This window comes from Arthrobacter sp. STN4, assembly GCF_024539665.1.
Classification (GTDB): Bacteria; Actinomycetota; Actinomycetes; order Actinomycetales; family Micrococcaceae; genus Specibacter.
On record NZ_JAKZGX010000030.1, the window covers coordinates 1 to 12,083 of the forward strand.

Genomic DNA, 12,083 nt, shown 5'->3' on the forward strand with positions numbered 1-12,083 from the left:
AATTCGAAACCAGCTAAACGATCAGCCACCCACACAGGGGCGCAGGCAGCCAACCAAATAACCAATCAAAAAACAATCGGCATCAATAAAACTTGGCACACTATTGAGTTCTCAAACAACAACCACAATTCAAATACCCACAAACCATGAACAACAAGATTTGTTTTCATTGACGTGATGAAACAATACTAATTCAAAGGAATTCATTTTGTCCAATCCACACACCGTGCGGATCATCACTCCACAAAACCCACAAACCCCATCCCCAACAAACAAAACCAACAAAAAACGTCGACAATATCCGCAAGGAAAACAACCAGGATTAGGTCCCCCCACACAATGGGAGCCCAGCCCCCCAACGGAAAGCGGCTCAACCCTGTGCAGGCAACAGATAGAACAATACACAGATGCCCGGCCGATGTGCAAATCGGCCGGGCATCTGTGTGGTGGAGCAGGGGCGTTTCAGCCCGCGAGCTCCACCATGGACAGGGTGCGCTTTCCGCGGCGCACCAGCAGGTACTTGCCATGCAGTGCCTCGGCGGCGCCCAGGACGGCGTCAAGGTCGGTGACCTTGGTGTTGTTGACATAGGCCCCGCCCTCGGCGACGGTGCGGCGGGCCTCGGAGTTGCTCTTGGAGAGTTTGGCGGCGACCAGCAGTTCAACAATGGTCAGGCCGGCGGCTGGCGCCGCCGAACGGGGCAGCTCCCGGGTTGCCGATTCCAGCGTGGGCAGATCCAGCTCCCCCAGTTCGCCCTGGCCAAACAGTGCGGCTGAGGCGGCAATGACCTTCAACGTGGCGTCCACGCCATGGACCAGGGACGTCACCTGGAAGGCCAGCGTCCGTTGCCCCTCTCGGGCCTGCGGCTTGTCGGCAACGGACGCGGCAATCTCCTCAATTTGGGCCTTGGAGAGGAACGTGAACACCTTCAGGCGGTCCACCACGTCGGCGTCGGCCGTGTTCAGCCAGAACTGGTACATGTCGTAGGGGCTGCACATGTCGGCGTCCAGCCAGACGGCGTTGCCTTCGCTCTTGCCGAACTTGGTGCCGTCGGAGTTGGTGATCAGCGGCGTGCCCAGCGCGTGGACGGAGGTGCCCTCGACCTTGCGGATCAGGTCGGTGCCGCTGGTCAGGTTGCCCCACTGGTCGGAGCCGCCCTGTTGCAGGACGCAACCGTACTGGCGGTGCAGCTCCAGGTAGTCCAGGCCCTGGAGGATCTGGTAGCTGAATTCGGCGTAGCTGATGCCCTCGTCCGAGTTCAGGCGCGAGGCAACAATGTCCTTCTTGATCATGGTGCCGACCCGGAAGTACTTGCCAATGTCGCGCAGGAAGTCAATGGCGCTCAGGGGCGCGGTCCAGTCCAGGTTGTTGACCATGCGGGCGGCGTTGTCCCCCTCGAAGGACAGGAACCGCTGCACCTGGCCCTGCAGGTAGCCCACCCACTCGGAAACGGTTTCCTTGGAGTTCATGGTGCGCTCCGCCGTCGGACGGGGGTCCCCGACCAGGCCGGTTGAGCCGCCCACCAGGCCCAGCGGCTTGTGCCCGGCCAGCTGCATGCGGCGCATGGTCAGCAGCTGGACCAGGTTGCCCAGGTGCAGGCTGGGCGCGGTGGGGTCGAAGCCGCAGTAGTACGTGATCGGATCGCCCGCCAGGAGCTCCTCGAGCGCTGCCTCGTCCGTGGAGACCTGGACCAGGCCCCGCCACTTGAGCTCCTGCCAGACGTTGGCGAAGCTGGGATCGTTCTGGGGGGCGCGGAGTTCAGTTTGCAAAGACACACCACAAAATTACCAGCACGACGCCGGTTCTTCGCCATCCGTACGCAGTTCCCCTACGCTTCGATTCCCTCCGGCAGCGGTTCGGCGGCGATGAGGCGCAGGCGCTGGGTGGGGCGGGTCATGGCGACGTACAGGTCCCCCACCCGTCCGCCCGCACCCGCCAGCAGGGCCGCCGGTTCCACGATGACCACCCCGTCAAATTCCAGCCCCTTGGCCTCGTGCGGGTCGATCACCACGATGTCCTGCTCCACGGAGCCGGCGCCGTGGCCCACCCTGGTCCCGTAGACGGCACGGAGGGCGGCCGCCGTTGCCGCCACGAGAGCCGGGGGCGCTATGACAGCAACGAGGCCGCCGGCCACCGCCGCGGTTTCTTCCGCCATGACCTCGACCACGCGCTCGATCACGCCGCCAGGGGCGACGCGGTCCACAATGGGCGCCCATTCGCCGTCGCGCACGGCCTTCGGGGCGGAGACCACCTGTCCGGCCGCGTTGGCCATGCGCACGGCGGCTTCGGCGATCTGCCGGGGGGTGCGGTAGTTGACGGTCAGTTCCTCCATGGTCCAGCGCTCCCCCATGAACGGCGACAAGGCCTGCCGCCACGAATCGGCCCCGGCTGCGGAACTGGTCTGCGCGATGTCGCCCACAATCGTGAAGGACTTCACCGGGCAGCGGCGCACCAGCAGGCGCCACTGCATGGGCGAAAGCTCCTGTGCCTCGTCGACCACCACGTGGCCATAGGCCCAGGTCCGGTCGGTCAGCGCCCGTTCCGCGTTGCTCAGGTGCTCACCCTCCACCACGTTGTAGTCGGCCAGCTGTTCGGCCGTGAGCATGCCGTTCACGCCGGAGTCCTCCAGCTGCTGGTCCATGTTGGAGATGGCCTTTTCGGCGTTGGCGAGATCGCGCCGGCGCTGGGCGTCGTGGGCGGCCTCTGCCCGGCCGCCGGTCGCGTCGAGCTCGCCCAGGAGTTCTGCGGCCTCGTCCAGGAGCGGGACGTCGGACTCCGTCCAGGGGGCATCGGCGGGGCGCAGCAGGAGGGCCCGTTCGGCATCGGTGAATCCGGGGGCCACCGCGGCCAGGATCTCCGGTTTGCTGAACAGCTCGCGAACCAGTTTTTGGGCGCTCAGGGGCATCCAGCACAGGTTGAGCATGATCCGCACGTCCCGCGATGAACGGACGTCCTCGGCGAGATAGGACCTGTCGGCCGTGTTGCCGGCGCCGCTGGCTTCAATGTGCTCGCGCAGCTGGTCGGTCAGCTCACGCAGCAGGATCTTGACAAACGTCAGGCGGGCCTCGTTGTGCGGCTTGCCGGTGGCGCGGGCCTTGTCCCGGGCGCGGCGCACCTGGCGGGCAGCAAGGACCAGGCGGGTGCCTTCGACGTCGAGCCTGGCATCACCGCGCGGCAGCCGCTGGCGGTTGGCCACGGCGTTCGCAATGACCTGGGCCATGTCGATCCGGCCCTTGAGCCGCGCCACCTGCGGTGACTCGACGGCCGTGGCGCTGATGCCGGGCAGCAGGTGGCCCACGCTGGCCATGACCACCCCGGTCTCGCCCAGGGACGGCAGCACCCGCTCAATGTATTTCATGAAGGCGCTGGAGGGGCCCACCAGGAGCACTCCGGCGGAAGCGAGCCGCTCGCGGTGGGTGTAGAGCAGGTACGCGGCGCGGTGCAGTGCCACGGCGGTCTTGCCGGTGCCGGGACCGCCCTGCACCACGAGGGCACCGCTCAGGGGCGAACGGATGATGCGGTCCTGCTCGGCCTGGATGGTGCCGACGATGTCACTCATGCGGCCGGTGCGTTTCGAGTTCAGTGCTGCCAGCAACGCGCCCTCCCCCTGCAGCTGCTCGCCGTCCACCAGCATCGTGTGGTCCAGGACGTCGTCCTCGATGGCCTTGACGTTGCGCCCGGTCAAAATGAGGTGGCGGCGGCGCCGCACCCCCTGCCGCTCGAACGCGGTGGCCTGGTAAAACGTGCCGGCTTCCGGCGCCCGCCAATCCACCATGAGCTGGCGCAGGTCCTCCGTGGACAGCCCGATCCGGCCGATGTAGCGCAGTTCGCCGCTGTCCAGGTCAAGGCGGCCGAAGGCCAGCTTGTCGTCGACGGCGTTCAGCTGGGCCAGGCGGGTCTCGTACAGCGAGGCAAAGGCGTCGCGTTCGGAACGGTTCTGGTGCGTGCCCATGGACTTGGTGCGGCGGACTTCATCGAGTTGTTCAATCTTTTCGGCGCGAAGTTCGTCCAGTCGGGCGTAGAGCCCATCAACGTAGGAACGTTCATGGGCCAGCTCGGCGTCATACATGCAAAATGCTCCTGATAGCGAAGGAGGGGTTCCAAAAGGCGGACCGTCTATTCTATACCCGACGGCGGGTCAGGGGGTACTTGCGCCAGCGGCCACGCGTAACACACGCCCGCCGGCACTCGGCGGCTGGAACGCTGGCCCGCCACTAGACGTGCATCAGCGAGACCACCTCGCGGCCCGGAAGGTTCCCCCTGCCGGCCAGGGCATCGATTTCCAGGACAACCCCGACGCCGGCCACCACGGCCCCGGCGCGCTCCAACAGGGCTGCGGCGGCGCCGAGCGTGCCGCCGGTGGCGAGGACGTCGTCGAGAATTAACACACGCGTGCCGGCAGGGATGTCGTCCTGGTGCAGTTCCAAGGTGGCATGGCCGTATTCCAGCGCGTAACTCTCCGCGTACACGGCGCGGGGAAGCTTGCCGGCCTTCCGGACGGTGATGACACCCGTTCCCGAGGCGTAGGCCGCGGCGGCCGCCAACAGGAACCCGCGCGCCTCAACCCCGGCAACGGCGTCGAACTTTCCGGCGAAGGGCGAAACCAGCGAATCCACCACCTGGCGCAGTGCCTGGCCGTCGGCAAAAACAGGGGTCAAATCCTTGAACGCAACGCCCGGCTTCGGATAGTCCTCCACAGTGGCGCAAAGACACTCAACAACCGCGGAAACTGGCGGATTTTCGAGGGTGGGAGGTGTGGTGGCGGAAGACGCGGATTCGGTGCAGTGAGTTTGTTTCACCTTTCCACGGTACAGGCTCCTGAACGGGTGGTTTTCGGGACCCAAAAAAGGTGCTTATATATTCCCCGTGCAACACAACATTTCACTGCCCGGACACGGTGTCCGGCTTGTGCCGCTGCGGCGTCGCCATGCGGCAGACCTGTTCCCTTTTGTCGATTCCGAACTGTGGGCCGGGATGGCTGCCGAGCGCCCCACATCGCGTCGTGGGTTGGAGAAAATCTTTGCCGCACGCATCATGGATCCGGCCGTTATTGCGTTCGCCGTCCTTGACGGGGCCACCGGCACCGTGGCCGGCACCACCAGCCTTTACGACTACGTCCCCGGCCAGTCGCGCGTTGAGTTGGGCATGACCTTTTTTGGCCGCAATTATTGGGGCCGCAACGTCAATGCCGCCTCCAAGCTGGCCCTGCTGGGCTTCGCGTTCGAGGAACTGCTGGTGCACCGGGTGGCCCTGCGCTGCGATGTCCGCAATGAACGCAGCGCGGCCGCGATCCGGAAGCTCGGTGCGTCCCTGGACGGCGTGCTGCGCGGGTACCGCAGGGGCCACGACGGCTCGCGGGTGGACACGGCCGTCTACTCCATCCTGGAACACGAATGGCCGCAGTCCCGGGCGGGGCTGGTCCGCCGCCTGACCCCCGCGGACCTGCAGCCGGAAGTGGCCGAACTCATTGGGCTTTCGGAACAGCTGGTACGCGCCGACGCGGGCCGCGCACCACTCCCGGCTTGAACTTGGAGACAGTGGGGTCCCCGTCAATCCAGAACCGCCACGGATAGTCGGCAGTGCCGCCCGGACCGCTGATGCCCACCCGGGGCCCGGACATGACACGGCGCGGCGGCCCGGCCGGCAGCGTCACGGTGACTTCGCCGGCCAGCGCGGGGATCCCGTTGTGTTCTCGGCCCAGGCCCAGGGCCTTGGTGAGCCTGGCCGGGCCCTGCGCGAGCTCATGGTCGTGCTTGGCCGTGGGACGCCGTGATCGGGCCAGGTCCAGGCCCTCCACGATTTCACCGGCCCGCATGAGGCACCCGGAGGAGATCCCTTCCGGCCGGCACACCAGGTTCGCGCAAAAATGCATGCCGTAGGTGAAGTAGACGTAGAGGTGCCCGGGCGGGCCAAACATGACGGCATTGCGGTTGGTCTTGCCGCGGTAGCTGTGCGCCCCCGGATCCGGATCGGGCGAGTCGGCCGGGCCCAGGTAGGCCTCGACCTCGGTCAGGCGCACGACGACGGGCCCTTCCGGACTCTCATGCCTCACCAGTGCGCCCAAAAGGTGGGGCCCCACCTCCGTTGCCGGATGCTGCAGAAGTTCAAGGATGTCGACGGGTGGGGCCATGGTTCCACGTTAGCAGGAGCCGCCGGCGGTTTTCCTCCGGATCAAAAGTGGCCCCGCGGGCACCCGAAACCGTGTCAGGATGCGCCCTGTCCATCCCTCCCGGTGTAGAACGCGGTGGTGCGCCTGGCGGCCGCCCTGGCGTCCCCGGGGTTGGCCCCGTTGGCGATCGCGGCGTCGGCCCAGGCCTCGCTGCTGGCCGCCATGAACGGATTCATGATCTCCGGTGCCGGCCGGTGCTGCGGGCCCGTGGGAATGCCCCGCAGGTAGTGCTGGAGGCCCAGCAGTGCCCCGTCCCAGCCGACGCCGACCGAGCCGGGGCCATAGTTTGCCATCATTTCCGGGTCAACCGTGGAGGTGTGCGCCAGCTCCACCAGGGAGTGGTCAACGTTCGTCGGCGTCACCGTAAACAGCAGTTCGGAATCCGGGCCCTGGCCCATGACCCAGGAGACGCGAAAGCTGCGCCCGGCATTGCAATCCAACACTTCGCCCGAGGCATTTCCCTCAAGGGCGTAGCGGCCGCCGATGCCCAGGTCGCCGCTAATGGGCAGGAACCATTTTTGAATGCTGTCGGCTTCCGTGCAGGCGGCCCAGACATCATGGACGGGGGCAGGAACTTCGAGTTGCAGGACCACCGAGGTGGCCTCCTGATGGTTGAGCGTGGTCGTCTTGACAAGTCGGGTGATTCCAGTGAGCATATCCATGATGTCAGCCATGCAGCCAGACTAGGCGAGGGTGGGGGCTCGGGCAAACAGCGTACGCGGCAGCCGTGGCAGGATGGTCCCCATGGGACAAGCTCAGCCATTTCATCCACCCTTTGAGCCGGGCATCTTTGATTTCCTGGCGGCGCGTGCGGTGGACGGGGTGGAGGAGGCGACATCCACCAGCTATGCCCGGACCCTTTCCCTTCCCGGCGGCCACGGCTGGTTCCGGCTGTCCTGGGACCGCGGGAAACTGCTGCTGGACCATGACGTCCAGGACCCTGCCGACTCCCCCGTGCTGGTCGAGCGGGTCCGGCATCTCTTCAACCTGGACCACAGGCCGGCCGCCGCCGACGCCGTGCTGGCGGCAGACCCGCTGTTGTCCGGGCGCGTCGCGGCCCTGCCGGGCATCCGGCTGCCGGGTTGTGTGGACCCCCACGAAATCCTGGTCCGTGCCATGGTGGGACAACAAATCACGGTTGCTGCGGCCACGACCGCGCTCCGCGGGTTGCTTGTGCTCGGCACACCCAGCAATCTTCCGCACGGCACGCTCACCCGCCTGTTCCCCTCCCCTGCCCAAATTGCCGGGGACGGCCGGGGCATCCTGCGCGGCCCGCAGCGCCGCATTGACAGCCTCATCGCCGTGGCAGGAATGCTGGCAAACGGCTCCTTGAGCCTCCAGGCCTCGGACACGCCGGAATCGCTTGCCGAAAAGCTCCTGCCCCTGCCCGGGATCGGCCCCTGGACGGTGGGCTATGTCAGCATGCGTGTGCTGGGCAGCAGCGACATCTTCCTCCCCACGGACTCGGCCGTCCGCAACGGCTACGGCCTGCTGCGCGGCGACTCCCTGGCCGCGGCCCGGTCCATCAAGCCACCGGAACTGGCCCGCGTGGCCGAGCCGCTGCGGCCCTGGCGCTCCTACGCAACCCTGCACTTTTGGCGCGTCTCCGGGGAGCGGCCGGCCGGCCGCAGCTGAGCGCGGCCGGGGGCTACTTCGCCAACGCCGTTGGCCAGGGCAACAGCTGCGGCAGGTCCACGGAGTCGGCGGCGGCCTCGGCCCGCAGGCTGTCCAGGGTGGGGGTGCGCCCGGCCAGCCAGGCGGCGATGTCCGTCAGCATGCCCTGCACCGAGATGGTGTCCCCGCCGCTCCCCAGCGTCATGGTCGGCAGGGCCACCGGCAGCAGCACCAGGCGCAGGTTCTCCGGCACCCGGGCCGCCAGGAAACTGAGCAGGTAAAGGCAGAATTCCTTGGACCACGTTTCCGGCCCGCGGCCCACGTCAAGGTCCGCGAGGTGGATGACCAGTTCCCGCCACAGGGCCAACGCCCCGTCGTACACCGTGCCGTCACGGTAGTTGATGCGCAGCCGCCACTGTTCGTCATCCAGCCCGGCCAGGGCGGAGAGCACCCGCTGCAGGGCGGCGTCCAGCGTGGCCCGGTGTTCGGCGGCCGGGTGTCCCGCCGCCATTTCGATGGCCTGGTTGCGGCCGCCGGTGCCGCCGTCGTAAAACTCGATGGAGTCCCCGCGCAGTGCGTACTCCACCTGCCGGGCAACGGCGTCGGAGACGTTGGCAACATGGGCCAGCACATGCCCCCTCGTCCAGCCGGGCAGCCCGGTTGCGGCGCGGACGTCGTCGTCGCTTAAATGCGCCACTTTGCCGGCCAGGGCGTCCGCTGCCGCGCCCAGCCGGTCCGTCAGCTGGGCCGTTGTTATCTCAGTCATTGCCCCAGCATAGCGGCCGAGGGGCCCGCTGCGAGCTTGCGAGCAGTGGGAGGGCGCTGTGCGATAGCGGCCGAGGGGCCCGCTGCGAGCTTGCGAGCAGTGGGAGGGCGCTGTGCGATAGCGGCCGAGGGGCCCGCTGCGGGCTTGCGGGCAGTGGGAGTGCGCTGTGCGATAGCGGCACAGCTGCAAAAAAATGCCCACATCCGGTGTGCGGATGCGGGCATTTTCCGTGCAGCGGCGGCGCCGGTCAGGCCAGGAAGGCCCGCACCTGGCCCAGCTGCCCCTCCAGGGCGGCCAGCTGTTCGGTCACCGCCGAAGGGGCGGTGCCCCCCTGGGAGTTGCGGCTGTTCAGCGACCCTTCCGTGCTCAGGACCGTGCGGACCTCGGGGGTGAGGTGCGCGGAGATGGACGCGTATTCCTCGTCCGTCAGGTCCCACAGCTCCACGCCACGTGCCTCGGCCACCTTGACCGCGGCCCCCGAGAGTTCGTGGGCGTCGCGGAACGGCACGCCCTGGCGGACCAGCCACTCGGCAATGTCCGTGGCCAGGGCGAAGCCCTGCGGCGCCAGGGATTCCATCCGTTCGGTGTTGAACACCAGCGTGGCAATCATGCCGGAAACGGCCGGGAGCAGCAGTTCCAGGGTGTCCGCCGCGTCAAACACGGGCTCCTTGTCCTCCTGCAGGTCCCGGTTGTATGCCAGGGGCAGGCCCTTGAGCGTGGCCAGCAGCCCGGTGAGGTCGCCGATGAGACGACCCGCCTTGCCGCGGGCCAGTTCCGCCACGTCCGGGTTTTTCTTCTGCGGCATGATCGAGGACCCGGTGGAGTAGGAATCGTGCAGCGTCACGAAGGAGAATTCCTTCGTGGCCCACAGGATGACTTCCTCCGAGACGCGGGAGAGGTCCACGCCGATCATGGCGGACACCCACGCAAACTCGGCGAAGACGTCGCGGGAGGCGGTGCCGTCGATCGAGTTCCACGCGGCCGAGGCAAAGCCAAGGTCCGCAGCGACGGCGTTCGGGTCCAGCCCCAGCGAGGAGCCGGCCAGGGCGCCGGAACCGTACGGGGAAACCGCTGCACGCTTGTCCCAGTCGACCAGGCGCTGCACATCGCGCAGCAGCGCCCAGGCGTGGGCGAGCAGGTGGTGGCTGAGCAGCACCGGCTGTGCGTGCTGCAGGTGCGTGCGCCCGGGCATGGCGACACCGTGGTGGGCCTTGGCCTGCGCCACCAGGGCGTCGACCACGGCCAGCACTCCCCCGGCGATGATGCGTGCGTGGTCCCGCAGGTACATCCGGCCCAGCGTGGCGATCTGGTCGTTGCGGGACCGGCCCGCGCGGAGCTTGCCGCCCAGCGCGGCGCCGGCCCGTTCGATCAGGCCGCGTTCCAGCGAACCGTGTACGTCCTCGTCGGTCGCCGCCGGGCCGTAGGCGCCGGACTTGACGTCTGCCTCCAGGTCCGAGAGCGCGTTGAGCATGCCGGCCAGCTCGCCGTCGTCGAGCAGCCCTGCCGTGTTCAGGACACGGGCGTGGGCCTTGGACCCGGCAATGTCGTACAGGGCCAGGCGCCAGTCAAAGTGGGTGGACTTGCTCAGCGCGGCCAGCGCGTCGGCCGGCCCGCCCTGGAAGCGTCCGCCCCAGAGTGCGCCCTCGTTGGTCCCGTGGGTCTCGACCACCGCCGGCTACTTCCCTGCGACGCGCTGGTCGCGGGTGGAGGCGACCTTGGAGGACATGCCCCACAGCTCGATGAAGCCGCGGGCCTGCGACTGGTCGAAGGTGTCCCCGGTGTCGTAGGTGGCCAGGTCGAAGTCGTACAGCGAGGTGTCGGAGCGGCGGCCGTTGACGATCGCCTGCCCGCCGTGGAGGGTCATGCGGATGTCGCCGGAGACGTACTTTTGGGTGTCCTCGATGAAGGCGTCCAGGGAGCGTTTGAGCGGGGAGAACCACTGGCCGTCGTAGACCAGTTCAGCCCAGCGCTGGCCCACGGTGGACTTGAAGCGGGCCTGTTCGCGCTCGACGGTGATGTCTTCGAGGTGCTTGTGCGCGGTGATCAGCGCCATGGCGCCCGGGGCTTCGTAGATTTCGCGGGACTTGATGCCCACCAGGCGGTCCTCGACGACGTCGATCCGGCCCACGCCCTGCGCGCCGGCGCGGCGGTTCAGTTCCTGGATGGCCTGCAGCGGGGTCACCTTGTGGCCGTCGATCGCGACGGGGACGCCCTGGGCGAAGGTGATGATGACCTCGTCCGGTGCCGGCGGGAATTCCGGGGTGGCCGTGTAGTCGTAGATGTCCTTGGTGGGCGCGTTCCAGATGTCCTCGAGGTACCCGGTTTCCACGGCCCGGCCCCAGACGTTCTGGTCGATCGAGTACGGGTTCTTTTTGGTCGTCACGATGGGCAGGTTGTTGGCCTCGGCGAAGGCGATGGCCTTGTCGCGGGTCAGCGCCAGGTCCCGGACGGGGGCGATGCACTTCAGGTCCGGGCCCAGGGTCTGGATGCCGACCTCGAAGCGGACCTGGTCGTTGCCCTTGCCGGTGCAGCCGTGGGCGACGGTGGTGGCGCCAAATTCGCGGGCTGCCTTCACCAGGTGCTTGACGATCACGGGCCGGGAAATCGCGGACACCAGCGGGTAGTGGCCCTGGTAGAGGGCGTTGGCCTTCAGGGTGGGCATGGCGTAGTCGTTGGCGAATTCGTCGCGTGCGTCGGCCACGTAGGCTTCGACGGCGCCGCAGGCCAGGGCGCGCTGGCGAATGTCCTCCAGGGATTCCCCGCCCTGTCCGACGTCCACGGCCACGGCGATGACCTCGGCCCCCGTCGCTTCGCCGATCCAGCCGATGGCAACGGATGTGTCGAGGCCACCGGAGTAGGCCAATACAATGCGCTCAGTCACGTTCTTTTCTCCTTTTATCACTGAATTTGATGGCGTCCGTTCGGGCCTGCGGCGTCGACGGATGGTGTTCTTGTGGTTCTTTGGTTCCCGTGGTTCTAGGGTAGGCGGTTGGCGGGGCCATTACCCCGCCGCGCCCGATTCGGCGGCAAACTGCAGGAAGCGTTCAGCCACCTGGGCCCCGCCCTGGGGGTCCCGGGTGATGATCATGACGGTGTCGTCCCCGGCGATGGTGCCCAGGATGCTCGGCATGACCGAATGGTCAATGGCCAGGGCCAGGAAGTTCGCCGCCCCCGGCGGGGTGCGCAGCACGGCAATGTTGGCCGATGCCTCGGCGGTGACGAGCAGTTCCCCGCACAGCCGGACCAGCCGGGTGTCCAGCAGTTCCTGGGACGACGGCGAATGGACGCCGCGTTCCCCTCCCTCCCGGGGGACGGCGTAGATCAGCCCGCCGTCCTTGCCCCGGACCCGGTAGGCCCGCAGTTCCACCAGGTCCCGGGACAGGGTGGCCTGCCCCACCACCAGTCCGTCGTCGGCCAGCAGGGTGGCCAGCTCCGCCTGGGAACGCACGGCCCGGCTGGCCAGCAGGGCCGTCACGCGGGCCTGGCGGGCCGTCTTGGTGGCCGGCATGGCACCGCCGGCGGAAGTCCTGGACATG

General features: G+C 67.5%; 11 protein-coding genes. 2 read left to right on the forward strand and 9 right to left on the reverse strand.

What is annotated here, in order from left to right; all coding sequences use genetic code 11:
- Positions 1–462 precede the first annotated feature (462 nt).
- From tyrS to MMF96_RS16575, 3 genes are all read right to left on the reverse strand, one after another.
- Entirely contained in the window at positions 463–1,773 is a 1,311-nt protein-coding gene (gene tyrS, locus MMF96_RS16565) for a tyrosine--tRNA ligase (RefSeq protein WP_176617350.1), read from the reverse strand.
- 53 nt (positions 1,774–1,826) lie between these two features.
- Positions 1,827–4,067, reverse strand: coding sequence for an AAA family ATPase (locus tag MMF96_RS16570; RefSeq protein WP_176617349.1), 2,241 nt, complete (start codon positions 4,065–4,067; stop codon positions 1,827–1,829).
- A gap of 145 nt (positions 4,068–4,212) precedes the next feature.
- Positions 4,213–4,812: an adenine phosphoribosyltransferase gene (locus MMF96_RS16575; RefSeq protein WP_375141458.1), complete on the reverse strand. Its 600-nt coding sequence runs from the start codon at positions 4,810–4,812 to the stop codon at positions 4,213–4,215.
- Between the two features lie 94 nt (positions 4,813–4,906).
- Between MMF96_RS16575 and MMF96_RS16580 the strand changes: the two genes are divergently transcribed.
- Complete coding sequence (locus MMF96_RS16580; protein ID WP_256884210.1) at positions 4,907–5,524, forward strand: GNAT family N-acetyltransferase; 618 nt, start codon at positions 4,907–4,909, stop codon at positions 5,522–5,524.
- Here MMF96_RS16580 and MMF96_RS16585 read toward each other — a convergent pair.
- Both MMF96_RS16585 and MMF96_RS16590 read right to left on the reverse strand, forming a co-directional pair.
- The gene (locus MMF96_RS16585; RefSeq protein ID WP_176617346.1) at positions 5,463–6,128 is read right to left on the reverse strand and encodes a DNA-3-methyladenine glycosylase; all 666 of its coding nucleotides are present in this window, start codon (positions 6,126–6,128) and stop codon (positions 5,463–5,465) included. The genes MMF96_RS16580 and MMF96_RS16585 overlap by 62 nt on opposite strands.
- A gap of 74 nt (positions 6,129–6,202) precedes the next feature.
- On the reverse strand, positions 6,203–6,841 hold the full coding sequence (locus MMF96_RS16590) for an SRPBCC domain-containing protein (RefSeq protein ID WP_256884188.1): 639 nt from the start codon (positions 6,839–6,841) through the stop codon (positions 6,203–6,205).
- 70 nt (positions 6,842–6,911) lie between these two features.
- Here MMF96_RS16590 and MMF96_RS16595 point away from each other — a divergent pair, with 70 nt between their 5' ends.
- Positions 6,912–7,802: a DNA-3-methyladenine glycosylase gene (locus tag MMF96_RS16595; RefSeq protein WP_256884189.1), complete on the forward strand. Its 891-nt coding sequence runs from the start codon at positions 6,912–6,914 to the stop codon at positions 7,800–7,802.
- Positions 7,803–7,815: 13 nt separating this feature from the next.
- Here MMF96_RS16595 and MMF96_RS16600 read toward each other — a convergent pair whose 3' ends face one another.
- From MMF96_RS16600 to MMF96_RS16615, 4 genes are all read right to left on the reverse strand, one after another.
- Positions 7,816–8,547: a maleylpyruvate isomerase family mycothiol-dependent enzyme gene (locus tag MMF96_RS16600; protein WP_176617343.1), complete on the reverse strand. Its 732-nt coding sequence runs from the start codon at positions 8,545–8,547 to the stop codon at positions 7,816–7,818.
- 247 nt (positions 8,548–8,794) lie between these two features.
- The gene (gene argH, locus MMF96_RS16605; protein ID WP_176617342.1) at positions 8,795–10,216 is read right to left on the reverse strand and encodes an argininosuccinate lyase; all 1,422 of its coding nucleotides are present in this window, start codon (positions 10,214–10,216) and stop codon (positions 8,795–8,797) included.
- Between the two features lie 6 nt (positions 10,217–10,222).
- Complete coding sequence (locus tag MMF96_RS16610) at positions 10,223–11,428, reverse strand: argininosuccinate synthase (protein WP_256884190.1); 1,206 nt, start codon at positions 11,426–11,428, stop codon at positions 10,223–10,225.
- A gap of 120 nt (positions 11,429–11,548) precedes the next feature.
- Positions 11,549–12,082, reverse strand: a complete 534-nt coding sequence (locus MMF96_RS16615; protein ID WP_256884191.1) for an arginine repressor — start codon at positions 12,080–12,082, stop codon at positions 11,549–11,551.
- Between the last annotated feature and the right edge of the window lies 1 nt (position 12,083).

Coding starts and splice junctions, on each gene's coding strand:
- MMF96_RS16570 (WP_176617349.1), bottom strand. CDS start 4,067: ATGTATGACGCCGAGCTGGCCCATGAACGTTCCTACGTTGATGGGCTC.
- MMF96_RS16585 (WP_176617346.1), bottom strand. CDS start 6,128: ATGGCCCCACCCGTCGACATCCTTGAACTTCTGCAGCATCCGGCAACG.
- MMF96_RS16590 (WP_256884188.1), bottom strand. CDS start 6,841: ATGGCTGACATCATGGATATGCTCACTGGAATCACCCGACTTGTCAAG.
- MMF96_RS16595 (WP_256884189.1), top strand. CDS start 6,912: ATGGGACAAGCTCAGCCATTTCATCCACCCTTTGAGCCGGGCATCTTT.
- MMF96_RS16600 (WP_176617343.1), bottom strand. CDS start 8,547: ATGACTGAGATAACAACGGCCCAGCTGACGGACCGGCTGGGCGCGGCA.
- MMF96_RS16615 (WP_256884191.1), bottom strand. CDS start 12,082: ATGTCCAGGACTTCCGCCGGCGGTGCCATGCCGGCCACCAAGACGGCC.